Below are 24,051 nucleotides of genomic sequence, written 5' to 3'. Positions count from 1 at the left end.
CATTGAAAATAAAGTGCGCCCAATCAGGGCGCAAAAGGGGATTGATCTATGGAATATCGTCGATTGGGACGAACTGACATCAATGTCAGTGTCATTTGCCTGGGCACCATGACCTGGGGCCAGCAGAACAGCCAGGACGAAGCTTTCGAACAGCTTGACTACGCCACCAGTAACGAAATCAATTTCATCGATACCGCCGAAATGTATCCGGTTCCGGCGATGGAAGAAACCTTCACCAAAACCGAAACCATCATCGGCAACTGGCTTGAAAAACGCGGTCGCCGGGATGATCTGGTGATCGCCACCAAGATTGTCGGCCCGGCCGAACGTTTTCCCTATGTCCGCGGTGGCCCGCGCCTGACCCGTGCACAGATCAACGAGGCGATTGACGGTTCGCTCAAGCGCCTTAAAACCGACTATGTCGATATCTATCAGCTCCATTGGCCGGACCGGAATTCCAACTTCTTTGGCAAACTCGGTTACGTCCATGACGCGAACGAGGAATTCACCCCGATCGAGGAATCCCTCGAAGCCCTGCATGACCTCGTACAGGCGGGAAAAATCCGCCATATCGGGCTGTCGAACGAAGTCCCGTGGGGCTTGATGAAGTTCCTTGAACTGGCCGAGAAAAAAGGCTGGCCGCGCGTGGTTTCGGTGCAGAACCCCTATGGGCTTTTGAACCGCACCTATGAAGTCGGTCTGGCCGAATGCTCGATCCGCGAAGATGCCGGTCTTCTGGCGTATTCGCCGTTGGGCGGTGGGGCATTGTCGGGCAAATATATCGGCGGTGCGCGGCCCGAAGGCGCACGGACAACCATCTGGCCGCAATATTTCGGCCGTTACCTGACCGAAAATGGCATCAAGGCCACAATGGCCTATGTCAAACTTGCCAAGGATAACGGGCTTGATCCGGCACAGATGGCGCTGGCCTATGTCAATACCCGCCCGTTCCTGACCGCCAACATCATCGGCGCGACCAGCATGGAACAGCTCAAATCCAATATCGGCTCTGCCTATATTGAACTGTCCGACGACGTTCTGGCCGAGATCGAGAAAATCCAGACCACCTGGCCGAACCCTTGCCCGTAAGGCAGGTTCGAACCAGATTAGTCTGAAGCAGACCTAAAAAGGAGGCGGCGCATGTCCACACTGATTTCTGGCAAGGAAGCCAATCTTGGTCCCCTGTCCGTGCGCCGCGTCCTGCCACATCGGGATGTCCGGTCTGTCGGTCCGTTCGTGTTTTTTGATCGCATGGGACCGGCATCGTTCGATCCGGGGCAGGGTGTTGACGTTGCCCCGCATCCCCATATCGGCCTTGCCACCGTCACCTATCTTTTCGACGGTGCGATCCGCCATCATGACAGCCTTGGAAGTCTTCTGGAAATCCAGCCGGGCGATCTGAACTGGATGAGTGCCGGGCGCGGCATCACCCATTCCGAACGCGAAACCGATGCGGTGCGTAACAGCCATCATAAACTCGATGGCCTGCAATTGTGGGCAGCCCTCCCCGAAGACGAAGAAGAATCCGATCCGGAATTTTTCCATATCGCCGGGGATGACCTGCCGGTCATTGATGATGCCGGTTTGCATATGCGCCTGATCGCGGGCGAGGCATTTGGCAAAACCGCCCCGGTCCCGGTCAAGTCCAAGCTGTTTTATCTTGATGTCCGCATGGATGCAGGCGCGCAGCTTCTGCTGCCCGGTGAAAATCAGGAAGCCGCCCTTTATGTCGTTTCCGGCAGTCTGCGCATCGACGGTGACCTGTATGAACCGGAAAACTTCATTTATGTCCCGCCCGAAGAAATTCCCGATATCGTCGCCCAATCCGATTGCCGTGTGATGCTGCTCGGCGGATTGCCGGTCGGTTATCGCCATATCTGGTGGAACTTTGTTTCCAGTTCCAAGGAACGGATCGATAAGGCCAAGGCCGACTGGGCCGCGGGCCGTTTCCCGCAAATCCCGGGCGAGGATGACATCATCCCGCTTCCGGGCCGTTCGACCGGATAAATACCGGGCGGTCGTCCGCTTAACGATCAAATCCCCACCCGCCAGATTTCCGTGCGTGAGTTCCGAATATGCGTTTGTTTGTTGGCGTCGAAATACCGGCTGATATTGCCGACGACCTTTACCCGTTGGCGCGCGGGATCAGGGGGCTCGATGCCCAGACCCCGGAAAACATGCACATCACGCTGAAATTCATCGGCAATGTCGATCCCGGCCTTGCCAAAGAAATCGACACTGCCCTGTCAGACCTTCCGTTCGAACCGTTCGATCTTCGCGTGCAGGGCCTTGGCATCTTTGCCTCCGCCCGCAAACTGCGCATTTTCTGGGCCGGTGTCGCAGATCAACCCGCCTTGCACGCCTTGGCAAGCCGCGTGGAAAAGGCATTGCTGCGGCTTGAAGAATGCCCGGACATGGATATGCGCAAATTCACCCCGCACATCACTTTGGCCCGCAACCGCAATGCCGCCCGCGCGACCGTTGAACAGGCCGTTGCTGATCACCTCGACTTGTCAAGCAGGGCGTTCACCGTTGATCGGTTCTGTCTGTATGAAAGTCATTCAACAACAGACGGTCCGGAATTTCGGGTGGTGGCAGCGTATGATGGGATGGGTAATTAGAGGGGCGTAAATTCTCGTCCGCATTAAAAAATAAATCTGTCCCCCCGTTCTACTGCGCCGCGTCTTATCGTATTTTTGAAGGTTTAGAATTTTCCAGATATTTTCTCATGTGCAATGGCATTTCGTTTTCTATTATTTCATTGTATTTGTTTCTTATTTTTACTAATTCTCCAATTTCAAGCAAAGAAGGGTTATCTTCTAAGTATATTTAAACCTTTTTTTATGTGAGATATTTTATCATTATAGTTAATTTTAATAAAGCCATTCTTCTTTGCGCAAATGCTTTCAAATACACTGTAGGTTACTGGATATCCATTCTCATGACGGTGAGACTCTGATGTATCGATTATGATTCCAACATCAGAAGGATCAGCGTTATGTCCATAGTATATTTGTATATTTATTTTTCCTTTTTTGAAGTTGATAAAATATTCCCCATCTAGTGATGGTTCGTATCCATCATCTATTAACCATCTGGCTGGATGTAACAGGTCTGGTATATGTTCTAAAAAGGATGATTTTCTATTCATTTAATTAACTCATAGATAATAATGGATCGTATACATATCCATTTGAAGATAAATATCAAAAAAATAATTGTATAGCTTCAAGCGTTTAATTTGTCGTAGGTTGATTTATATGTTTGTGTATTCTTTACCCATGAGTGAAAATTTTTAAGTAAAAACTCCACTTGGTTTATTGCCGTTGGCGGTAGTTGTTTCTCTTTTTCTATAGTTTCATAGCATTTAATTATTATTCTTAACGAATATTCTGAATTATCGTGTGGTGGTGAAATGGTTATCTCAATTAAAGGTCTGTAGTATCTATCTCCTTCAAGTAAGATTTTCCACCCACCATCAGACATGAAAACAGCTTTAAAATCGGTGTTCGTCTTCATTTCGAAGCCAATAGAAGATAGGGGAGAAGTAATTTCTTTCAGAGTTTTTTCATATTCAGGAATCACGGTTTCACCATCATTGATGTACTGAGGCCATATTGGTAAACTTTGGATGTTAGATAATCGTAAAGACAGTAGCTTACTCTTCTCTGCGCACGGGCGAATTCCTCTAAACTCTCGTCCATTGTGGCGTGAACAGCATTTATATTCATCGTTGTTACATTATTTGTTGAATATGGCCAACCTGACCCGTCTTTGGGGTGCCGATCATTTCTAGTCCAGCACCTTCAAGAAAAGGGGCAATCACCTTTTCACAAACGCGATCCTCGGCACTGAACCTCTACCGGGCTGCACTGTTTCCTCCATGCCAACGACCACGGAAGCATGGCAGCTACAGCAGAGGGTACCCAAGCCCAAACAGGAAGTCCCGCAACTGAGGAAGCCCGAACTCCGCCAACCTCGCCAACAGACGGTCATCGGGTTCACGGCCTGCGCCATGGCGACTTCCGGCGATGCGGGACTTCCGGCACCGCTGGACAAATCTCGTGCCTCCACCAGCCACCAGACGCCCTGCAGACTCGCTGTCCGCTCCGGCCACTTCCGACAATGTCATGACTACGGAGCCCGGACAAACTTCGGGCCTCCAGCAACCCCGCCAACTGAGGCCCCACGGACCGCCCGGCGGCTCGTTGGTTGATCCGGCCACGGCGACAACCTGCCACCCCGACGTCCAGACAAACCTCGGGCCGCCGCCATCTTCACCAACAGACGGTCTTCGGGCGTATTGCCCCCAACCTGTCCACCACCGACGGGCCACAAATCACTGCCGCCACTGCTGCCATTGCTGCCTCTTTCGGCAAATTCGGGGTCGCTTCCCCGATAAGACGCACCTCTCCCGTCATGACAAACAAGCGTGTTCGAAACGTGTTAGAAGCGGTGCGGAACGCCGCCGTAATGGCTCCGCCACCCGCCGACGCATATCTTGTGGGCTACCCCGCCGCCCCGCCTCAATCTTTGTCCCTGCATCCTGATACCCTCTTTGATTCGGCCCCAAACGCAAAAACCCGCAGAGCCTGTAAGGCTTTGCGGGTTTCGGTCCGGGTGCATTTCTCCCGTTGACTTTACTTTTATGCCATAACTAAAAGAACAAATCAAGAACTTTTTCAGGAAATCTGAAAAAAGGAGGGGATATGCGCAGAAACCAAAGGCTCTGCGGAAGGTCTAAAGCGCCGTATGCATCCGGTATCCTGGCGCAAACACCAGCCGGGCGGAGGTAATGCCCTTTTCCCCCTCCCAGGTCGTGCGTTCGATCAGGAACAGCGGTTCATTCTTTTGGGTGCGCAGGATTTTGGCTTCGTTTTCGGATGCCAGCACAGCGGAAAATGAAATGTCGCCCTTGGTGTAGGGGGCATGAAGTACCAGCCATTCATTGGCACTGATTTTGGACAGATCAGCATCAACAATTTCCGGCGTGGCGGCGACCGAAACCCAGCGTTCTTCAAACATATAGGGTTTGCCATCCGCCAGATGCAGCGACGTGATATGCAGCATGTCGCTATCCGCGGTGACGCCCAGATTGGCGCAGATTTCCGGCGGCGGGCTGCGGCGTTCGCTTAACAGCAGGCCATAGGTATATTTCTGGCCGCGGCCCTCGATCTCAAGCCGTATGACCGGGATGTCAAGCCTTGCACGCCGCACCGGGTGGGCGGCGACACGGGTTCCGGCCTTGCGGCGGCGATCAAGGAAGCCCTCGGCGGCAAGTTCGCGGAGCGCCCGGTTGACGGTCGCACGTGCGCAGCCCAGTTCCTCGGCCAGTTCGACTTCCTTGGGGATCTGGTCGCCTGGTTTCCATTCACGGGTGTGAATGCGGCGCAGGACCTCGTCATGGACCGATTGCCAGTTTGTCAGTTCCGTGGTGGTGCTCACACCGCTTCCTTGAGTTGTTCCATCATCTTGCGATACCGGCCCGTGATCGTATCATGTGCGATATGGCGGCCCTCGGTCACGACATGGCGACCGGCCGACCAGACATCACGCACCATACGATCATCTCCGGCAAAGACATATGTATCGAGGATCGTATCGCCTGTCCGACCGATAAGGTCAACTGCCGCGCCATCAAGCGCCATCAGATCGGCCAGTGCGCCGACCTCGATCCGGCCGGCATCGCGGCCTGCGGCCTGTGCGCCACCCTTGGCAACCGCATCAAACAAACGGCGTGCGGTGGATTTTTCGGGGGTGGCAAGGGCAGCACGCGATTTATCGCGAAGACGCTGGCTGTATTCCAGTGTCCGGAGTTCTTCGGAAAGGGCGATACGGATATTGGAATCCGACCCGACACCAATGGTACCGCCCGCATTCAGGTAACGCACACCATCAAAGATACCGTCGCCAAGGCTGCTTTCGGTGATCGGGCAAAGTCCGGCAACCGCACCCGTTTTGGCGAGTCCAAGTGTTTCGTGTTCCTGCATCTGCGTGCAATGGATCAGGCACCAGTTTTCATCAACATCGGCATTTTCAAGCAGCCATTCGACCGGGCGCTTGCCCCAGGATGCCTCGACCTCCTCGACCTCGGCGACCTGTTCAGCCAGATGCATGTGAACCGGGCCGTCCTTTGACAGGCGCGTGGTGGTAATCAGATCCTCCCGCCCCACGGCACGCAGCGAATGGGGGGCAACCCCCATGCGGGTGTCGGACGGCAGGGATTTTAACGCCTTTTTGCTTTCCTCATACAGTTTGGCAAAGCGTTCCGGATCATTGCCAAACCGGATTTGTCCCGCGCCAAGCGGGCGTTTGTCGCAACCGCCGAACTGGTAATGCACCGGCAGAAGGGTAAGGCCGATACCGGTTATGTCTGCCGCCGCCGCAATGCGTTCGGCCATCTCGGCGATATTGTCATAGGGAACGCCGCCCGGTTGATGGTGCAGGTAATGGAACTCGGTATTGTTGGCGTAACCGGCTTCGAGCATTTCCATTTGCACAAAGGCCGCAATGTCCTGCACGTGATCCGGGGTGAGCTGATCCAGGAAGCGGAACATCAATTGCCGCCATGTCCAGAAGGTATCACGGGGATCGGGGCCGCGTCTTTCGGTCAGTCCGGCCATCGAACGCTGGAACGCGTGGCTATGCAGGTTTGATATCGCGGGCAAAAGCGTGCCAACACGGTTGCCAGTAGCAGGGGAATCGGCCTGAACCCTAGTGATTCTGCCGCTTTCATCGATCTCGATCAGAACGTTGTTTTCCCAACCCGAAGTCGTAAGTGCCTGATTTGCCCAGATAACCGTCATTGCCTATACCCGTCTTGACAGTGATATTATGTACGTACATATTATATTTAATAACAGACTTATCAAGGGTGAGCTTTACATGCTTTTGGGAAATGCGAAAATTGTCGCGATCGATAAAGCGCCGGGCAAAGATCAACTGTCATATTGCATGATTGATAATGGTGCCGTCGCGATCGAGGGCGAGAAAATCGTCTGGGTCGGCCATGCCGATGCCATCCCCGAAGACTATAAAGACAGCAAAAAATTCCCTTATCGTGACCTTGGCGGGCGGTTGGTCACACCGGCCCTGATTGATTGCCATACCCATGTCGTGCATGGCGGCAACCGTGCCGTTGAATTCGAAATGCGCCTGCAAGGCGCAAGCTACGAGGAAATCGCTCGGGCAGGCGGCGGCATCGTTTCAACCGTAAGCGCAACGCGCGCCGCCAGCGTTGAAGAATTGCTGGCAAATGCCCTGCCGCGGGTTGATGCGCTGCTGGCTGAGGGTGTTTGCGTGATCGAGGTCAAATCGGGTTACGGTCTGGACCGCGAGACGGAACTGAACATGCTGCGCGCAGCTCGCGCGATTGAAAAACATCGTTCGGTCCGGATCAAAACCACCTTCCTTGGTGCCCATGCCACCCCGGCGGAATTCAAGGGTGAACCGGATCGTTATATAGACGAGGTCTGCATCCCGACTTTGCGCGCCGCCCACGCAGAGGGGCTGGTCGATGCGGTTGACGGTTTCTGCGAAGGCATCGCGTTCGATACCGCACAGATTACCCGCGTGTTCGATGTCGCCCGCGCGCTTGGAATCCCGGTCAAACTGCATGCCGAGCAGCTTTCAAATATCGGCGGCACCAAACTGGCCGCGAGCTATGGCGCGTTGTCGGTCGATCACGTCGAATATGCCAACGAAGAAGACGCGATGGCGATGGCCAAAGCCGGGTCGGTCGCGGTCCTGTTGCCCGGCGCGTTTTATACCCTGCATGAAAAACAGTTGCCGCCCGTCGCCGCCTTTCGAAAGCATGGCGTGCCGATGGCGGTTGCAACCGATTGCAATCCGGGCACATCGCCACTGATGTCGATCCTGCTGACGATGAATATGTCCTGCACATTATTCCGCCTGACCCCCGAAGAAGCCTTGATCGGGGCAACGGCCCATGCCGCCCGTGCACTGGGGCTGTCCGATACCGGGCAGGTCAGGGCAGGCATGCGGGCTGATCTGGCGATCTGGAATGTGTCGCACCCGGCAGAGCTTTCATACCGCATCGGGTTCAACCCGCTGTTTGAACGTATTTTCGGTGGGGTTCCGGTCGCGCGCTAGGCGCCCTGAACTCTGCCCACGCGCCCCGAAACCTGTATTCGACAAGGATGCAAAATGACCGTCACCCTGATCCCCGCTTCGGTGAAACTGGCCGATCTTGAACATATCTGGCGCAGTCAGGCAGCCGTGAAGCTGGACCCGTCGGCCAAGGCCGGGGTCGAGGCCGCCCATGCGATGGTACGTGCCGCCGCCGACGGCAGTGATGCGGTTTACGGGGTCAATACCGGTTTTGGCAAACTGGCGTCGGTCAAGATTGCCGCCAAGGATACCGAAACCCTGCAACGCAACCTAATCCTCAGCCATTGCTGCGGTGTCGGGGATGCGCTTGATATCCCGACCACGCGTCTGATGATGGCGTTGAAATTGCTCTCGCTCGGGCGGGGTGCATCGGGTGTGCGCTGGGACATTATCGATCTGATCGAGGGGATGCTGGAATATGGCGTAACCCCGGTTGTCCCGTCACAAGGATCGGTCGGGGCGTCGGGCGATCTGGCGCCGCTCGCCCATATGACGGCTGTCATGATTGGGGCTGGCGAAGCGGTCTATCGCGGTGAAACCATGGCCGGTGCGGATGCCCTGAAAAAGGCAGGTCTGACGCCGGTGGTCCTTGGCCCGAAAGAAGGCCTTGCCCTGATTAACGGCACACAGTTTTCAACCGCATGTGCATTGGTCGGCCTGTTTTCAGCCTGGCGCAACGCGGCAAGTTCGATTGTGACCGCCTCGCTTTCGACCGATGCGATCATGGGATCGACCGCCCCGCTGGTGGATGAAATCCATACGCTGCGTGGTCATCCGGGGCAGATCAATGTCGCGCGGTCGATGCGCGCCTTGATGGACGGTTCCGAAATCCGCGAAAGCCATCGCGAAGGCGATACCCGCGTTCAGGACCCGTATTGCATCCGCTGCCAGCCGCAGGTGACCGGGGCGGCCATGGATTTGCTGCGCTTTGCCGGGCAAACGCTGGAGATCGAGGCCAATGCGGTCACCGATAATCCGCTGGTTCTGAAAGAAGATGGCCGGATTGTTTCGGGCGGGAATTTCCATGCCGAACCGGTGGCCTTCGCTGCCGATCAGATCGCGCTTGCCGTTGCCGAAATCGGGGCGATTGCCCAGCGTCGGGTGGCATTGATGGTTGATCCGACACTTTCACATGACCTGCCGCCGTTCCTGACCCCCGATCCGGGTTTGAATTCCGGTCTGATGATTGCCGAGGTCACGACGGCAGCGCTTATGAGCGAGAACAAGCATCTTGCCAATCCGTGTTCGACCGACAGCACCCCCACAAGTGCTAATCAGGAAGACCATGTATCAATGGCCGCCCACGGCGCACGCCGGCTGGCGCGGATGAATGCCAACCTTTCCTACATTCTGGGGGTCGAGCTGATCTGTGCGGCACAGGGCGTTGAATTCCGCCATCCGCTTAAAACCAGTGCCGGTTTGCAGGACGTTCTGGCGATGGTCCGCAAAGATATTCCAAGCGTCGAACAGGACCGCTACATGGCCCCGGATCTGGCGAAGGCCGCGGAACTGGTAACCGATGGCAGCCTTGTTTCGGCCGCGAAACTTTCGGGTTTTGTCGTCGGGGGACAGGCGTAAGGACAGCAAAAGTTTTCGGATCACCGGTGCAAAAACCGGTGATCCGGGGAAATCCCCGCAATCGTCAAAAGCGAGGCGGCAAAAACAAAAAGGGTCGGTGGCAACGATCACCACGCAAGGGAAGAAACCGGCTGACCTTCGGGTCTGTCCAAAAAGCAAAAGTGCCGAACGCATTTTGAACAGAGGGGCTACCATGTCTATGAAACACATTAAAACCACGGGCCTTGCTGCAATTGTTGCACTTGGTCTTTCGACGACGGGTGCAAGCGCATCCTATTGCAGTGACGGCAATACGGTGAAATTTGCCGGTATCAGCTGGGAAAGCGGGGCATTCATTACCGAAGTGATAATGAACATCCTTGAGACCGGCTACGATTGCCAGGTGGATTCCATTCCGGGCAATTCGATCACGCTCGAACAGGCGGTTGCCAATAACGACATTCAGATTTTTGCCGAAGAATGGCTTGGCCGCAGCGATATCTGGAACAAGGCCGTTGATCAGGGCAAGGTCGTTGCCATTGGCAAAACCTTTGTCGGGGCCAGCGAAGGCTGGTTCGTGCCTGATTACGTGATCAAAGGGGACGAAAAGCGCGGCATCGAGCCGATGGCACCTGACCTGAAAAGTGTCACCCAGCTTTCCGATCCGAAATATGTCGAACTGTTCACCGATCCGGAAGAACCGTCCAAGGGCCGTTTCCTGAATTGCCCGTCCGGCTGGACCTGCGAGGGGATCAGTACCGCAAAGCTCGAAGCCTATCAGCTTGACGATCATTACGTGAACTTCCGCCCGGGCACGGGTACCGCACTCGACGCGGCGATCAAGTCGGCATATCTGCAGGGCGAACCGCTTCTGTTCTATTACTGGTCGCCGACCGCGATGATGGGCAAGTTCAATCTGATCCAGCTTGATGAACCGGCTTATAGCGATGCGTGCTGGGCCGAACTTTCGAAATCCGATGGCAAGCGCGAGGAAGCCTGCGCGTTTCCGAGTGTCGATGTTGCCTATGGCGTGAACAGCACCTTTGCCAAAGAGGCACCGGAAATCGCAGCCGTTCTTGAAAAGGCAACCTTCCCGCTTGAAGACGTCAATGGCAGCCTTGCCTATATGGCTGACAATGAAGTCGATGCCGATGTTGCCGCGAAGGAATTCCTGAAAACCAAGGCGGATGTCTGGGGTGAATGGGTTTCGCCCGAGGCAAAGGCGAAGATCGAAGACAGCCTCAAGTAAGTCTGTCGGACTGCGTTCTCCTGCCGGAATGTGGGCAGGAGAACCGTTTCGCGCCCTAGGGCGCATCCGGACAAGCAGGCAAGAATAAAGGAAAATCTTCGATGTTTCCCGAGAACCTTCATTATTCCATTCGCGGCCCGGTGAATGATTTCATCGAAACGCTGGTCATCAATTACGGCTGGATATTCAAGGCGATTTCGCATGCGCTTTTGCAATCCGTCCTGTTCATCGAATGGGTGCTGCGCGGCTTGCCGTGGTGGGTTGTTATCGTCCTTTTCATGGCGGGTGCGTGGTACAGCTCGCGGCGCTGGGTTCTGACCGTTGCGGTTGGCGTTTTGCTGTTTGTGGTCGGAATACTGGGTCTATGGGACCTGACGATGCAGACACTGGCATTGATGCTGATGGCGACCATCGTCTCCGTCGTGATCGGGGTGCCATTTGGCATTCTGGCGGCCAAAAGCAGTCTGGTGCGCAGCATCATCCTGCCGATCCTTGATATCATGCAGACGATGCCAAGCTTTGTGTATCTGATCCCGGCCCTGATGCTGTTTGGCCTGGGCAAGGTTCCGGCCATTCTTGCCACCATCATTTATGCCGTCCCGCCGCTGATCCGATTGACCGATCTGGGTATTCGCCAGGTCGACAAGGAAGTGGTTGAAGCCGCAACCGCATTTGGTGGCAGCCCACGGCAAATCCTGTTCGGGGTCGAACTTCCGCTGGCGACACCAACCATCATGGCGGGCCTGAACCAGACAATCATGATGGCGCTGTCGATGGTGGTTGTTGCGTCAATGATTGGCGCACGCGGACTGGGTGAACAGGTTTTGAACGGTATTCAGACACTTGATGTCGGCAAGGGACTGGAAGCCGGGATCGGGATTGTCATTCTTGCCGTGTTGCTGGACCGGATTACACAGGGCCTTGGCAAGCCGAAGGCAGGAGGCGCGAGCCATGGGTAAAATCGAAATCCGCAACGTTTTCAAAATCTTTGGCCATCAGGAACAGAACGCGTTGCAGATGGCGCGCGAAGGCAAGGACAAGGATGAAATCCTCAATGTGTCGGGATGTTCGGTTGGTCTTAACGATGTCAGCCTGACCATTGAACCGGGCCAGATTTTTGTGATCATGGGCCTGTCAGGGTCGGGGAAATCGACCCTTGTCCGACACCTGAACCGGCTGATCGAGCCGACCAGTGGCGAGGTTCTGTTTGATGGTGAAAACATCCTGAACCTGTCGCCCAAGGCATTGCGTTCATTCCGGACCCATCGTGTCAGCATGGTGTTTCAAAGCTTTGCCCTGATGCCGCACCGAACCGTGATGCAGAACGTGATTTACGGTCAGAAGGTGCGGGGTACATCCAAACAGGAAGCACGTGAAATCGGCCAGAAATGGATCGATGCGGTCAATTTGACGGGATATGAAAACAAGTATCCCCATGAATTGTCCGGCGGGATGCGCCAGCGTGTCGGCTTGGCACGTGCATTGGCCGCCGATACCGACGTGATCCTGATGGACGAGGCATTCAGCGCCCTTGATCCGTTGATCAGGGCGGAAATGCAGGACCAGCTTTTGCAGCTTCAGACCGAGTTGCACAAAACCATCGTCTTTATCACCCACGATCTGGAAGAAGCGCTTCGGATCGGGTCGGAAATCGCGATCCTGAAAGACGGACAGCTTGTGCAGGTCGGCAAACCGGCTGACATCCTGAACAATCCGGCAAACGACTATGTTGCCCGGTTCGTTCAGCGCCGTCAGGTCGGAGTGGAGGCGCAATGACACAGGATGTTGTGCTTTCGTCATCCCTGAGCTGGCAGCAGATTGCCGCCGTTGCCAATGGTGCGCGCCTTGCACTGGCACCGGAAGCACGTGAGCGGATCGTAAAAGCACGAAAAATTGTTGATGCGCTGGTGGAGCGTGGCATCAAGGGATATGGCATCAATACCGGTGTTGGTGCCCTGTGTGACGTGATCATTGATCGGGATCGTCAGCAGGCTTTGTCGCATAACATCCTGATGAGCCATGCCTGCGGGGTTGGTGATCCACTGGGACTGGTTGAAACCCGCGCGATCATGGCCGCCCAGATCAATAATTTTGCACATGGTGCATCCGGTGTCCGGATCGAGGTGGTCGACGCCCTGCTGGCGCTTTTGAATGCCAACTGCATTCCGGTGGTGCCATCGCGGGGATCTGTCGGGTATCTGACCCATGCGGCGTCGATCGGACTGGTTCTGATCGGGCATGGTCATGCCGTGCAGGGTGGCGTGCGAATTACCGGTACAGAAGCCTGCAGGCAGATCGGGATTTCTCCGCTGCAACTTGAAGCCAAGGAAGGGCTTAGTCTGGTTAACGGGACGCCCTGTGCGACCGGGCTTGCCTGTGTGGCACTTTCGAGGTTGCAGTTGTTGATGGGGTGGGCTGATACGGCGGCGGCACTCAGTGCCGAAAACCTTGGATGTCAGATCACGGCATTTTCCGAAAAAGCACTGGGATTGCGGAAGTCCGATGGTTTGCAGAAAGTCGGCAGTATTCTGCGCGATTATCTGGGCGATAGCCCGATGCTGGCGGCATCGGCAGGCAAACGCACGCAGGATCCGTTAAGTGTGCGCGCAGTGCCCCAGGTGCACGGTACTGTACGAGACCTGTTTGACAATACCGTCGAAACGGTTGAACGCGAGCTGGCAAGTGTGACCGATAACCCGGCAGTTTCGGGTGATGCATCCACGCCGGAAGTCCATTCCCAAGCCCATGCGGTAGGCGCCGCATTGGGGTTGGTTCTCGATGGGCTTGCAGTGGCGGCAGCCGAACTGGCAGCAATTTCGGAACGCCGGATTGATCGATTGGTCAATCCGATGGTAAGCGGTTTGCCTGCCTTTCTAGTGCCCGAAAGCGGTGTGTGTTCCGGTTACATGATTGCGCAATATACCGCTGTGGCACTGGTTGCGGAAAACCGTCGCCTTGCCGCCCCGGCAAGCCTGGACGGCGGGATCACATCAGCCCTTCAGGAAGATATCCTGACCCATGCCACACCGGCAGCCTGGAAGTTGCTGGGTATCCTCGACAATCTGGAAACGGTTCTGGGGATAGAACTTCTGGCAGCAGCACAGGCTTATGACCTTCGGGCAGAAGATGTCGCACCGGCAAAACGCACCGGCAAGGTTTACGCCGATATTCGTGCGGTTGTTCCGTCCTATCGCGATGATCGCCCGATGCATGACGATTTCAACGCCATCCGGACTTTTATGAAGGCCACTTTCATCAATCAGGAGATCGGTTGATATGAATCCTGTGGAAATACAACGCGGCGATGGCCCCATCGTTCTGGGATTACCCCATACGGGGACCTATGTTCCAGACGACATTGCCGCAAAACTGAATGATCGCGGGCGCGAACTTGCCGATACGGATTGGCATATCCATACGCTTTATGACGGGCTTCTGGATAATGTCACGACGGTTCGGGCAACGTTCCACCGTTACGTGATCGATGCCAATCGTGACCCGGCAGGGGTCAGTCTGTATCCCGGTCAGAACACCACGACCTTGGTGCCGTTAACCGATTTTGATGGTGAAAACATCTGGGATCAGGCCCCTGACGACGATGATATCGCGTTTCGGGCGCATCATTTTCACAGCGCCTATCATCAGGCATTGGCAAGCGAGCTTGACCGGGTGCGTGAAAAGCACGGGGTTGCGATCCTGTATGATTGCCATTCGATCCGGTCACATATCCCGTTCCTGTTTGACGGGAAGCTTCCCGATTTCAATATCGGCACCAATCTGGGTACGACCTGCGATCTGGTGATCGAGGCGGCAACGCGTGATATCTGTGCCGCGGCGAAGGATTACACCAGCATCCTCAATGGCCGTTTCAAAGGCGGCTGGACCACGCGCCATTACGGTCGCCTCGATATCAATCAGCACGCCATCCAGATGGAACTGGCGCAATCAACCTATCTTCAGGCCGAGGCAGCACCCTGGGCCTATGACGAAAGCCGTGCCGCAAAACTGCGCACGCATCTGACTTCCATTCTTGAAAAATTGGCCGAACTGGCCCCGACGTTAAGAGGCAAATCATGAGCAACAATCCGCGGCATAACCAGCGCGATGTCTATCCGGCAACCGGCACGGAAATCACCGCGAAAAGCTGGCTGACAGAAGCACCGATGCGCATGTTGATGAATAACCTGCATCCCGATGTGGCCGAAAACCCGCATGAGCTGGTGGTTTATGGTGGCATTGGCCGGGCGGCACGTACCTGGAAGGATTTTGACCAGATCGTTGCCAGCCTGAAGGAACTGGAAGATGATCAGACTCTTTTGGTGCAGTCGGGCAAGCCGGTGGGCGTGTTCCGCACCCACAAGGATGCGCCGCGTGTCTTGATTGCCAATTCCAATCTTGTGCCGCATTGGGCCAATTGGGATCATTTCAACGAACTCGATAAAAAAGGTCTGGCGATGTATGGCCAGATGACGGCGGGTTCATGGATTTATATCGGATCACAGGGCATCGTTCAGGGCACCTATGAAACCTTTGTCGAGGCCGGGCGTCAGCATTATGGCGGCAGTCTTACGGGCAAATGGATCCTGACGGGTGGTCTTGGCGGTATGGGCGGCGCACAACCATTGGCCGCCGTTATGGCCGGTGCATGCTGTCTGGCCGTGGAATGCGATGAAACGCGGGCCGATTTCCGCCTTCGTACCCGTTATGTCGATGAAAAAACCCATTCGCTGGACGAAGCACTGGCGATGATTGATCGCTGGACCAAGGCGGGCGAGGCAAAATCGGTTGCCCTGATCGGCAATGCCGCCGATGTGTTCCCGGAACTGGTCAAACGTGGCGTTCGCCCGGATATCGTGACCGACCAGACATCGGCCCATGATCCGGTTCATGGTTACCTGCCACAGGGCTGGTCCGTGGCCGAATGGCGCGAGAAGCAGGAATCTGATCCGAAAGCCGTGGCAAAAGCGGCGCGCGCATCGATGCGCGTTCAGGTCGAGGCGATGGTTGCCTTCCACGATGCGGGTATCCCGACCGTCGATTACGGCAACAACATTCGTCAGATGGCACTCGAAGAAGGGTTCGAGAACGCCTTTGCGTTTCCGGGATTTGTCCCGGCCTATATCCGGCCGCTGTTTTGCAAGGGGATCGGACCGTTCCGCTGGGCGGCGTTGTCGGGCGATCCCGAGGATATCTACAAGACCGATCAGAAGGTCAAGGAACTGATTCCGGATGACAAGCATCTGCATAACTGGCTGGATATGGCGCGCGAACGCATTTCGTTCCAGGGGTTGCCCGCGCGTATTTGCTGGGTCGGTCTGGGACAGCGTCACCGTCTCGGGCTTGCCTTTAACGAGATGGTCAAAAACGGTGAACTGAAAGCCCCGGTGGTGATCGGTCGCGACCATCTGGACAGTGGTTCGGTTGCAAGCCCGAACCGCGAAACTGAGGCCATGAAAGATGGTTCGGATGCGGTCAGTGACTGGCCGTTGCTTAATGCGCTGCTGAATACGGCATCGGGGGCCACATGGGTCTCGCTGCATCATGGTGGCGGTGTCGGAATGGGCTTTTCGCAGCATTCCGGCATGGTGATTTGTTGTGACGGTACGGAAGATGCCGCACGTAGGGTCGAACGTGTCCTTTGGAATGATCCGGCAACCGGCGTGATGCGTCATGCCGATGCGGGATATGACATCGCACTGGATTGTGCACGAGAACACGGGCTTAATCTTCCCGGGATTCTTGGCAAGTAATCTGACGAAATACGGGCAGGGGGCAAATGCCCCCGACCAATCAGGGTTCTTCATCAAGGAGGCTATATAAAATGAAAAGACGTGAATTTCTGACCGCCGGTGTTGCCGGTGCCGGTGCTGCTGCCGTCGCGGCGACCTTTGCCACCCCCGCCATTGCACAGGACAAGCGACAGTGGAACATGGTGACCGCCTGGCCCAAAAACCTGCCTGGACCAGGCGTTGCCGCACAGAAACTGGCTGATCGCATCACGACCCTTTCGGGTGGCCGGATCGAGGTCAAGTTGCATGCCGCCGGTGAACTGGTGCCCGGCAACGGCGTGTTTGATGCGGTTGCCGAAGGGACTGCGGACATTTATCACGCGGTTCCTGCTTATTGGGGATCGAAATCCAAGGGCATTCTTCTGTTCGGGTCGCAGCCGTTCGGCCTGCGTGCAGACGAGCAGGTTGGCTGGCTGACCCATGGTGGCGGTCAGGAACTTTATGACGAGATTTATGGCCAGTTTGGACTGAAACCGTTCCTTTGCGGGAACTCTGGCCCACAGTGGGCTGGCTGGTTCCGCAATGAAATCAAATCGGCCGAAGACCTTAAGGGGCTTAAATTCCGTACCACCGGCCTTGCATCGGAAATGTGTGCAAAGCTTGGCATGGCGGTTCAGGCCATGGGCGGGCGTGATATGTTCCAGGCATTGCAGTCCGGTGCGCTTGACGCGGGCGAGTTCATCGGTCCGTGGTCCGATAGTGCGCTTGGCTTCTATCAGGTTGCCAAGAATTACTATTGGCCCGGTGTGGGCGAGCCGTCCTCGGCCGAGGAATGCGCGGTAAATGCCAAGGCATATGCTGACCTTCCCGACGATCTTAAGGCCGTGGTCAAATTTGCCTGTGACAGCCTTTATAACGAGGTCTGGACCGAGTACGAGACCAAGCATGCGATGGCGCTGAAGCAGCTTGTTGCCGAACAGGAAGTGCAGGTGCGCATGTTGCCTGATGATGTGATCGAAGCAATGGGCAAGGCAGCTGCCGAAGTCATTGGCGAGCTTCGCGAAAGTGACGATGCACTGACACGCAAAACAGCCGAAAGCTTTGTTGCCTATCGTGATCTTATTGGCGGCTACATGGCCTATGCCGATAATGGTCAGATGAATGCGCGCGCCAAGGTCCTTGGCTTCTGATAGAACTGAAGACCGGCGCGGGTTTGCTCGCGCCGGTTTTGTCGTTTCGCGGGGGATTTCATGCAACGCCTTGCTGATGCACTGGATCAGGTGAACCAGTGGACCGGAATGACTGTGCGATGGTTCGCACTTCTGATGGTTCTTTTGCAGTTTGCCGTGGTTTTGCTGCGCTATGTTTTCGGGTTCAGTTCGATCGCGTTAAATGAAAGCGTGCTTTACCTGCATTCCGGGCTTTTCATGCTGGGTGCGGGTTATACGCTTCTGGTTGATCGTCATGTACGGGTCGATATTTTCTATGCCGCAGCGCATGAAACGACCAAGGCCAGGATTGATGCCTTTGGCTATGTCGTGCTGGCGATCCCGTCGATGGCGACGTTGCTGTATTGGTCATGGCCGTCGGTGGTTAATTCCGTTTCGATGCTGGAAGGGGCGATTTCGGTCGGGGGTATTCCTGCCGTCTGGTTGCTTAAATCCCTGATTCCGGCCTTTTGTATTCTTTTGATTATTCAGTCGGTTGCCTGTCTTCTGCGGCAAATTATCATTCTGCGGGGGCGTACCGCCTGATGGAATATCTTGATCTATTGATGTTCGCGGCCCTGATGGGCTGCATTTTGCTGGGCTTTCCAGTGTCGTTTTCCATTGCCGGCGTTGCGGTGATTTTTGCCTTTATCGGCTGGGCGACGGACGCGATGAATATTGCGTTGATGGGCGCCCTTGGCCAGCGGGTGTTTGGCGTTCTGACCAATGACGTGCTGATTGCCATTCCGTTATTCGTTCTGATGGGCGTGGTTCTTGAACGATCACGCATCGCCGAAGATCTGTTGCATACCATGGGCCGGTTGTTTGGCCAGTTGCGCGGCGGGCTTGGCATTTCGGTCGTTCTGGTGGGCGCGTTGCTGGCGGCATCGACGGGGATTGTTGGTGCAACCGTGATTGCCATGGGCATGATCGCGCTGCCGACCATGTTGCGCACTGGCTATAACCCGAAAATGGCATCGGGGCTTGTATGCACGGCGGGGACATTGGGGCAGATCATTCCACCCTCGACGCTTCTGATCATTCTGTCGGATGTGATGTCATCGGCCTATCAGCAGGCACAGTACGAACAGGGCAAGTTCACCATCGAAACCATTTCGGTAGGGCAGATTTTTGCAGGCGCCCTGATCCCTGGTCTGACGCTGGTGGTGATTTATATCGCCTATATCCTGCTGCGCGGTTTTTTCCGGCCAAATGATATGCCGCCAGTCAAAAGTGACGATGGTCGTCCGGATGTGGGCGAGGTGATCCGCGCCATCCTGCCGCCGGTTTTGCTGATTATTGCGGTTCTGGGTGCGATCCTTGGTGGAATCGCGACCCCGACGGAGGCCGCATCGGTCGGCGCGATTGGCGCGATCCTGATGGCGGGTATCCGGCAGGGTGCCAGTCGCAATCTGGTGCTGGCGGGAACTGCGGCCCTTCTTGTCCTTGCTGTCATGGCCGGGATTGCACCGGTCCGGTTTCAGCGCAACGATCTGGACGGGCTGGATTACGTTTTTGGTGCGGGTTATGTCGTGCTGGCGATCATCGGTGTTGCGGCTATTGCCGCCTGCTTGAAGCAGGCATGGAAGGCGGATGTTCTGAAATCCGCCCTGACATCGACGATGACGGTGACGGCAATGATCTTTGCCACCATCCTGACCGCCAGCATGTTTTCGCTGGTATTTATCGGGTTGGGTGGCGAAGATCATGTCGCGGAAATCCTTGAATCCATGCCCGGTGGCCCGATGGGGGCGTTGTTCTTCTGCATGGCGGTGATTTTCGTTCTGGGCTTCTTCCTTGATTTTGTGGAAATCACGGTGATCCTGCTGCCATTGATCGCACCTGGGCTGATCATGATGGGGCATGATCCGGTGTGGCTGGCGATCCTGATTGCGATCAATCTGCAGACGTCGTTCTTAACGCCGCCATTCGGCTTCTCGCTGTTTTACCTGCGCAGTGCCGCACCACCTGAAATCACCACCGGACAGATTTATGCCGGTGTGGTGCCGTTTATCGCACTTCAGGTGTTCGGCATCTTCGTGATCTGGCTATGGCCGTCTTTGGCCAAATGGTTGCCAAGCGTGGTTTTCTGATGACTTTGAATAAAAAACGCCCCGGGGAAAACCGGGGCGTTTTGTTGATCAGGCGGGGGACCTTGATCGGTTATGCAGCGCGACGATGTTTACCCTCGCTGACTTCCTCGACAATCTTGGAAACAAAGGCATCAAGATCGTTAGGATTGCGTGACGTGATAATCGCCTGATCGCAGACCACGGGTTCATCGCGCCAAACCGCACCGGCATTCAGCAAGTCGGTTTTGATCGAACTGTATGAAGTTGCGGCGCGCCCGCGCAGAGCACCAGCTTCGACCAGAAGCCACGGGCCGTGGCAAATCGCTGCAACCGGTTTACCGGATGCGACGAATTCACGGACCAGACTGACGGATGCCTCGTCATTGCGCAGAAGATCGGGATTGATCTGGCCGCCGGGGATAACCAGTGCGTCGTAATCGTTGATATCGACATCTTTGACTTCGATATCGACATCGACCGTGTCGCCCCAATCCTTTTTATCCCAGCTTTTGATCGGAGATGATTTGGGAGATGCGATTTTGACATCAGCCCCGTGGGTCGACAGTTTGTCGCGCGGAACACGCAATTCCGAACGTTCATAGCCATCGGTCGCGAGAATAAGAATCTTTGCGGTATCAATCGCAGGCATAACGTCTCTCCTTTCATTGATGTCGAGCGCTACACCTCACCAACGGTTATGATTTCAAAACGTTCCAAATTTTCCTGTGGCAATTTTGTGCCGATGTCCGAGCCAACTGGAAACTGCGGCTCTTATTGACATCGAAAGGTTGCAAACTAGCTCTAAAGACAGGTTTGCATCGAAATGAAGAAGTCGGAGACGCGATATGGCACGGGTTTTCATCATTGGCGTCACGGGGGGCATCGGTCATCGTCTGGCGCCGATTTTACTGGCGAACGGGCATCAGGTTACAGGGCTGCATCGTAAAACCGAACAGGCCGATAACCTCAGGAATGCAGGGATTACACCGGTTGCTGGTGACCTGATGGAACTGACTGCCGAAACACTTGCCCCTTTGATCCGGGGTCATGACATTGTTATCTTTTCATCCGGGGCGGCGGGCAGCGGCCTTGACCGGACCACGCGAATTGATGGCGACGGGCCGGGGCATGTGTTGGCGGCGATGAAGCAGGAAGGCATTTCGCGGCTTTATCTTGTTTCCGCCTTCCCCGAAGCCGGACGCGGCAAAGACCCCAATCCGCGGTTTGAACATTACATGACCGAGAAAAAGCGCGCCGATGCCGATGTGGCGGCATCTGATCGCGATTGGGTGATCCTCCGGCCGGGAACATTGTTGCATGAAGATCAGGACGGGCGCGTGAACGCCGGATTTGCGATTCCTTACGGCACGGTCAAGCGTGGCAATGTTGCGCAGTTTCTGGCCAAATTGATTGAAACCCCGGAAATCCGGCGGGAGATTATCGAACTGACCGATGGTGGAACGGAGATTTCCGATGCGGTAAATCGGATCGTCCGGAAATAGGTTGACTTCGTCTTTATGCTTCCGGGTTTTCGGTTGTTCTGCTGTGGCGGCTTCAGCTAGGGTCGGCAAACCGTCAATTTCAAACACCGGAATATCATGCATATCGACCTTGCCAGCTTTGTCCCACAGTCTGATCGTGACCTGGAAAACCACCTACGTATCAGTGACTTTATCGCAGGTGAACCCAAGGCATTTGAAAATGATTCGGTAACGTCACATGTCACGGGATCGGCCTTTGTCGTGAATGAAAAGCGCAGTCATGTGGTGCTGACCCATCACCGGAAGCTTAAACGATGGCTTCAGCTTGGCGGGCATTGTGACGGAGTGCGTGATGTGTTGTTTGTTGCCCAGCGCGAGGCTTATGAGGAAAGCGGGCTTTCGTGGATACGGCCCCTGTCATCTGCGATTTTTGATATCGACATTCACGAAATTCCAGAAAATGCCAAGGGACCAGCGCATCTGCATTATGACATGCGGTTCCTGTTTGAAGCCGACATGCGCGATCCTCTGAAGATCACCGATGAATCCGATGATCTGGCATGGGTGGCGCTTGACCGGCTGGAGGATTACACCGACGAGCATTCGGTTCTGGTGATGCGTGACAAGCTTCGGGGTTTTGCCCAAGGTTAACGGAGCGGACAATTACAGCCGCGACATTGCCGGATCATCCTTGTTGGTGCGCGCATCATTGCGGTCAAGCTGATAGCTTTCATGAACCTTTGCCATGCCGGCAATGCGGCCTTCGGCCACTTGGGCGTGCAGCATATCGATATCCCGACGACGAAATTCATCTGCAATCTGATCAATGACATCGTGTTCGGTTTCAAGCATTGAAAGCCCGTGGCGTGCCATGGAAACACCTGCATCAAAGGTTTCGCGATAAAGCTGTTCGACGCCAAGCCCGATTTCCATAAGATCGAGTGCATGGTTGCGGTCGTAAACACGCACCAGCAATTTCGGTTTGGGAAAGAGTTCGCTGATATATTTGGCGGCCTGTCTGGTCGCCTCACGATCATTGATACACAGGCAGATCAAATCGGCATTCGCGGCTCCGGCGGTGGCAAGAACATCGCTTCGCCGGACATCGCCGAAATAGACCTTGTTGCCATAAAGGCTGGCCATCTGGATGCGTTTCGGATCATTGTCGATCGCGGTGGCGTTGATGCCACGGGCTGCCATGACACGTGAAATGATTTGTCCGAAACGGCCAAAGCCGACAATGATCACCGATTGCAGTTCGGCCATTTCGATGCCGTCCACATCCGGCTGATCATCCTTGCGCAGTTTGGCAGACAGTTTTTCGGCAATCGCACCGACAAGCGGGGTGGCAGCCATCGAAAGGGTGACGATGGCGGTCAGAAGGTTGGCGCGTGTGGCACTGATGACGGCAAGCGATGCCGCCATGCTAAACAGGACAAAGGCAAATTCACCCCCCTGCGGGATGGTGATCGCGGCCCGCCAGGCGGTCGCGTGACATTTGCGAAAAATCCGGCACAGGCCATAAACCACGATCCCCTTGATTGCCATCAGCCCGGCAACCGATGCCAGAACAATTCCGATATTATCGGCGACCAACGGCCAGTTGACCGACATGCCGACCGCGATGAAAAACAGACCCAGCAGGATGCCACGGAAGGGCTCGATATCGGTTTCAAGCTGATGTCGATATTCGGAATCTGCCAGCATCACACCAACCAGAAACGCGCCAAGTGCCATCGACAGACCGACTGCTTGCATCAGAAGGGCCGCGCCGATCACCAGCAGCAGTGCGGCAGACGTGAAGATTTCCTGTGCCCGGGTCAGGGCAATGATACGGAAAAACGGATTAAGCAGATATTTGCCCGCCCCGATAACCAGTGCAATCGCACCGATGGTCTTGGCAATATATATCCAGTCGGTTCCGGCTTCGCCGCCGTCGCTTGTCGGACTGAGCCATGCGACAAGGGCGATCAGCGGCACAATGGCAAGGTCCTGAAACAGCAGGATCGAAAAGGCGGTATTGCCATGGTCGCTATTGAGTGTGCCCTTTTCTTCAAGGATTTGAAGGGCAAAGGCGGTTGAGGAAAGCGACAGGGCAAGGGAGGCAATCACGGCCTGCTGCCACGGCCAGTCAAAAGCAATCAGCACGGCATAAAGAAGAGCGGCAGTGACGGCAACCTGCATCAGACCCAGTCCGAAAATCTCGCCTTTCATCGCCCACAGGCGTTGGGGACGTAATTCAAGACCAATAATAAACAGCAAAAGAACAACGCCAAACTCGGCGAAATGCAGGACTTCTTCCGGTTCTGCAATCAGGGCAAGGCCAAATGGTCCGATCAATGCCCCTGCGCACAGATACCCCAGCACGGAACCCAGACGCAGTTTTTTAAAGATAGGCACTGCGATTACGGCTGCACCAAGGAAAAGGACCGCCGTGTGCAGGAACCCGCCTTCAATTACTGCCATTTTGTCGTTGTCCCCGTGCTTGATGTGGTTTTTTGCCAATTATATCGGGTGGCTTGTCCCCGGATTTTCAGTTTAGCGGGCGCGTAAACATCGCGCATCTAAAACCTCGTGCCGAAAGAGAGTGACATCATTTAACAGGATGGTTGACTCAGTATGGGG

22 protein-coding genes are annotated in these 24,051 nt (G+C 55.3%); 16 read left to right on the top strand and 6 right to left on the bottom strand.

Going from position 1 to position 24,051, the window contains the following annotated elements:
* The first annotated feature begins 48 nt into the window (after positions 1–48).
* The 3 genes from R1T41_RS06365 to thpR all read left to right on the top strand — a co-directional run bounded on the left by R1T41_RS06365 (position 49) and on the right by thpR (position 2,621).
* Positions 49–1,089 carry an NADP(H)-dependent aldo-keto reductase gene (locus R1T41_RS06365; RefSeq protein ID WP_317340702.1) on the top strand — a complete coding sequence of 347 codons (1,041 nt, stop codon included), beginning with the start codon at positions 49–51 and terminating at the stop codon, positions 1,087–1,089.
* 51 nt (positions 1,090–1,140) lie between these two features.
* On the top strand, positions 1,141–2,007 hold the full coding sequence (locus tag R1T41_RS06360; RefSeq protein ID WP_317340700.1) for a pirin family protein: 867 nt from the start codon (positions 1,141–1,143) through the stop codon (positions 2,005–2,007).
* Between the two features lie 68 nt (positions 2,008–2,075).
* A complete protein-coding gene (gene thpR / locus R1T41_RS06355; protein ID WP_317340698.1) occupies positions 2,076–2,621 on the top strand; it encodes an RNA 2',3'-cyclic phosphodiesterase in 546 nt (181 codons plus the stop codon).
* Positions 2,622–2,812: 191 nt separating this feature from the next.
* Here thpR and R1T41_RS06350 read toward each other — a convergent pair whose 3' ends face one another.
* From R1T41_RS06350 to R1T41_RS06335, 4 genes are all read right to left on the bottom strand, one after another.
* Positions 2,813–3,151 (bottom strand): hypothetical protein, encoded by a 339-nt coding sequence (locus R1T41_RS06350; RefSeq protein ID WP_317340696.1) that lies wholly within the window; start codon positions 3,149–3,151, stop codon positions 2,813–2,815.
* A 77-nt stretch (positions 3,152–3,228) separates the two neighbouring features.
* Positions 3,229–3,585 (bottom strand): hypothetical protein, encoded by a 357-nt coding sequence (locus R1T41_RS06345; RefSeq protein WP_317340694.1) that lies wholly within the window; start codon positions 3,583–3,585, stop codon positions 3,229–3,231.
* A gap of 1,155 nt (positions 3,586–4,740) precedes the next feature.
* Positions 4,741–5,445: a GntR family transcriptional regulator gene (locus R1T41_RS06340; protein WP_062950979.1), complete on the bottom strand. Its 705-nt coding sequence runs from the start codon at positions 5,443–5,445 to the stop codon at positions 4,741–4,743.
* Positions 5,442–6,806 carry a formimidoylglutamate deiminase gene (locus tag R1T41_RS06335; RefSeq protein ID WP_317340691.1) on the bottom strand — a complete coding sequence of 455 codons (1,365 nt, stop codon included), beginning with the start codon at positions 6,804–6,806 and terminating at the stop codon, positions 5,442–5,444. Before R1T41_RS06335 ends, R1T41_RS06340 begins: the two co-directional genes overlap by 4 nt.
* A gap of 79 nt (positions 6,807–6,885) precedes the next feature.
* On the opposite strand from R1T41_RS06335, the gene hutI reads away from it, so the two are divergent.
* From hutI to R1T41_RS06280, 11 genes are all read left to right on the top strand, one after another.
* Positions 6,886–8,112: an imidazolonepropionase gene (hutI, locus tag R1T41_RS06330; protein WP_317340689.1), complete on the top strand. Its 1,227-nt coding sequence runs from the start codon at positions 6,886–6,888 to the stop codon at positions 8,110–8,112.
* 54 nt (positions 8,113–8,166) lie between these two features.
* A complete protein-coding gene (gene hutH, locus R1T41_RS06325; RefSeq protein ID WP_317340687.1) occupies positions 8,167–9,708 on the top strand; it encodes a histidine ammonia-lyase in 1,542 nt (513 codons plus the stop codon).
* Positions 9,709–9,907: 199 nt separating this feature from the next.
* Complete coding sequence (locus tag R1T41_RS06320; RefSeq protein ID WP_258547145.1) at positions 9,908–10,936, top strand: ABC transporter substrate-binding protein; 1,029 nt, start codon at positions 9,908–9,910, stop codon at positions 10,934–10,936.
* Positions 10,937–11,037: 101 nt separating this feature from the next.
* Positions 11,038–11,895, top strand: coding sequence for an ABC transporter permease (locus R1T41_RS06315; protein WP_062950983.1), 858 nt, complete (start codon positions 11,038–11,040; stop codon positions 11,893–11,895).
* Entirely contained in the window at positions 11,888–12,712 is an 825-nt protein-coding gene (locus R1T41_RS06310; protein WP_062950985.1) for a glycine betaine/L-proline ABC transporter ATP-binding protein, read from the top strand. Before R1T41_RS06315 ends, R1T41_RS06310 begins: the two co-directional genes overlap by 8 nt.
* A complete protein-coding gene (gene hutH / locus R1T41_RS06305; RefSeq protein WP_317340682.1) occupies positions 12,709–14,211 on the top strand; it encodes a histidine ammonia-lyase in 1,503 nt (500 codons plus the stop codon). Before R1T41_RS06310 ends, hutH (R1T41_RS06305) begins: the two co-directional genes overlap by 4 nt.
* A gap of 1 nt (position 14,212) precedes the next feature.
* Positions 14,213–15,013 (top strand): N-formylglutamate deformylase, encoded by an 801-nt coding sequence (gene hutG, locus R1T41_RS06300; RefSeq protein ID WP_317340681.1) that lies wholly within the window; start codon positions 14,213–14,215, stop codon positions 15,011–15,013.
* Complete coding sequence (gene hutU / locus R1T41_RS06295; protein WP_247794747.1) at positions 15,010–16,686, top strand: urocanate hydratase; 1,677 nt, start codon at positions 15,010–15,012, stop codon at positions 16,684–16,686. Before hutG ends, hutU begins: the two co-directional genes overlap by 4 nt.
* A 71-nt stretch (positions 16,687–16,757) precedes the next feature.
* On the top strand, positions 16,758–17,855 hold the full coding sequence (locus tag R1T41_RS06290) for a TRAP transporter substrate-binding protein (RefSeq protein ID WP_317340678.1): 1,098 nt from the start codon (positions 16,758–16,760) through the stop codon (positions 17,853–17,855).
* A gap of 60 nt (positions 17,856–17,915) precedes the next feature.
* Positions 17,916–18,419: a TRAP transporter small permease subunit gene (locus R1T41_RS06285; RefSeq protein ID WP_037987601.1), complete on the top strand. Its 504-nt coding sequence runs from the start codon at positions 17,916–17,918 to the stop codon at positions 18,417–18,419.
* Positions 18,419–19,966, top strand: coding sequence for a TRAP transporter large permease subunit (locus tag R1T41_RS06280; RefSeq protein WP_114109406.1), 1,548 nt, complete (start codon positions 18,419–18,421; stop codon positions 19,964–19,966). Before R1T41_RS06285 ends, R1T41_RS06280 begins: the two co-directional genes overlap by 1 nt.
* A 70-nt stretch (positions 19,967–20,036) precedes the next feature.
* Here R1T41_RS06280 and R1T41_RS06275 read toward each other — a convergent pair whose 3' ends face one another.
* Entirely contained in the window at positions 20,037–20,594 is a 558-nt protein-coding gene (locus R1T41_RS06275; protein ID WP_062950997.1) for a DJ-1/PfpI/YhbO family deglycase/protease, read from the bottom strand.
* Positions 20,595–20,790: 196 nt separating this feature from the next.
* Here R1T41_RS06275 and R1T41_RS06270 point away from each other — a divergent pair, with 196 nt between their 5' ends.
* Together R1T41_RS06270 and R1T41_RS06265 are read left to right on the top strand one after the other, a co-directional pair.
* Positions 20,791–21,447 carry an NAD(P)-dependent oxidoreductase gene (locus R1T41_RS06270; protein ID WP_317340674.1) on the top strand — a complete coding sequence of 219 codons (657 nt, stop codon included), beginning with the start codon at positions 20,791–20,793 and terminating at the stop codon, positions 21,445–21,447.
* Between the two features lie 96 nt (positions 21,448–21,543).
* The gene (locus tag R1T41_RS06265) at positions 21,544–22,077 is read left to right on the top strand and encodes an NUDIX hydrolase (protein ID WP_317340673.1); all 534 of its coding nucleotides are present in this window, start codon (positions 21,544–21,546) and stop codon (positions 22,075–22,077) included.
* Positions 22,078–22,089: 12 nt separating this feature from the next.
* On the opposite strand, the gene R1T41_RS06260 is transcribed toward R1T41_RS06265, so the two are convergent.
* Entirely contained in the window at positions 22,090–23,892 is a 1,803-nt protein-coding gene (locus R1T41_RS06260; RefSeq protein ID WP_097051668.1) for a monovalent cation:proton antiporter-2 (CPA2) family protein, read from the bottom strand.
* Positions 23,893–24,051 lie beyond the last annotated feature (159 nt).

The organism is Thalassospira lucentensis (genome assembly GCF_032921865.1).
Classification (GTDB): domain Bacteria; phylum Pseudomonadota; class Alphaproteobacteria; order Rhodospirillales; family Thalassospiraceae; genus Thalassospira; species Thalassospira lucentensis_A.
The sequence above is the reverse complement of the archived record's forward strand: the minus strand, read 5'-3'. Positions and strand labels throughout refer to the sequence as shown.

What these genes read in the sequence shown, in the direction of transcription:
- R1T41_RS06365 (WP_317340702.1), top strand. Translation starts at nt 49, where the DNA reads ATGGAATATCGTCGATTGGGACGAACTGACATCAATGTCAGTGTCATT.
- R1T41_RS06360 (WP_317340700.1), top strand. Translation starts at nt 1,141, where the DNA reads ATGTCCACACTGATTTCTGGCAAGGAAGCCAATCTTGGTCCCCTGTCC.
- thpR (WP_317340698.1), top strand. Translation starts at nt 2,076, where the DNA reads ATGCGTTTGTTTGTTGGCGTCGAAATACCGGCTGATATTGCCGACGAC.
- R1T41_RS06350 (WP_317340696.1), bottom strand. Translation starts at nt 3,151, where the DNA reads ATGAATAGAAAATCATCCTTTTTAGAACATATACCAGACCTGTTACAT.
- R1T41_RS06335 (WP_317340691.1), bottom strand. Translation starts at nt 6,806, where the DNA reads ATGACGGTTATCTGGGCAAATCAGGCACTTACGACTTCGGGTTGGGAA.
- hutI (WP_317340689.1), top strand. Translation starts at nt 6,886, where the DNA reads ATGCTTTTGGGAAATGCGAAAATTGTCGCGATCGATAAAGCGCCGGGC.
- hutH (WP_317340687.1), top strand. Translation starts at nt 8,167, where the DNA reads ATGACCGTCACCCTGATCCCCGCTTCGGTGAAACTGGCCGATCTTGAA.
- R1T41_RS06320 (WP_258547145.1), top strand. Translation starts at nt 9,908, where the DNA reads ATGAAACACATTAAAACCACGGGCCTTGCTGCAATTGTTGCACTTGGT.
- R1T41_RS06315 (WP_062950983.1), top strand. Translation starts at nt 11,038, where the DNA reads ATGTTTCCCGAGAACCTTCATTATTCCATTCGCGGCCCGGTGAATGAT.
- R1T41_RS06310 (WP_062950985.1), top strand. Translation starts at nt 11,888, where the DNA reads ATGGGTAAAATCGAAATCCGCAACGTTTTCAAAATCTTTGGCCATCAG.
- hutH (WP_317340682.1), top strand. Translation starts at nt 12,709, where the DNA reads ATGACACAGGATGTTGTGCTTTCGTCATCCCTGAGCTGGCAGCAGATT.
- hutG (WP_317340681.1), top strand. Translation starts at nt 14,213, where the DNA reads ATGAATCCTGTGGAAATACAACGCGGCGATGGCCCCATCGTTCTGGGA.
- hutU (WP_247794747.1), top strand. Translation starts at nt 15,010, where the DNA reads ATGAGCAACAATCCGCGGCATAACCAGCGCGATGTCTATCCGGCAACC.
- R1T41_RS06290 (WP_317340678.1), top strand. Translation starts at nt 16,758, where the DNA reads ATGAAAAGACGTGAATTTCTGACCGCCGGTGTTGCCGGTGCCGGTGCT.
- R1T41_RS06285 (WP_037987601.1), top strand. Translation starts at nt 17,916, where the DNA reads ATGCAACGCCTTGCTGATGCACTGGATCAGGTGAACCAGTGGACCGGA.
- R1T41_RS06280 (WP_114109406.1), top strand. Translation starts at nt 18,419, where the DNA reads ATGGAATATCTTGATCTATTGATGTTCGCGGCCCTGATGGGCTGCATT.
- R1T41_RS06275 (WP_062950997.1), bottom strand. Translation starts at nt 20,594, where the DNA reads ATGCCTGCGATTGATACCGCAAAGATTCTTATTCTCGCGACCGATGGC.
- R1T41_RS06270 (WP_317340674.1), top strand. Translation starts at nt 20,791, where the DNA reads ATGGCACGGGTTTTCATCATTGGCGTCACGGGGGGCATCGGTCATCGT.
- R1T41_RS06265 (WP_317340673.1), top strand. Translation starts at nt 21,544, where the DNA reads ATGCATATCGACCTTGCCAGCTTTGTCCCACAGTCTGATCGTGACCTG.
- R1T41_RS06260 (WP_097051668.1), bottom strand. Translation starts at nt 23,892, where the DNA reads ATGGCAGTAATTGAAGGCGGGTTCCTGCACACGGCGGTCCTTTTCCTT.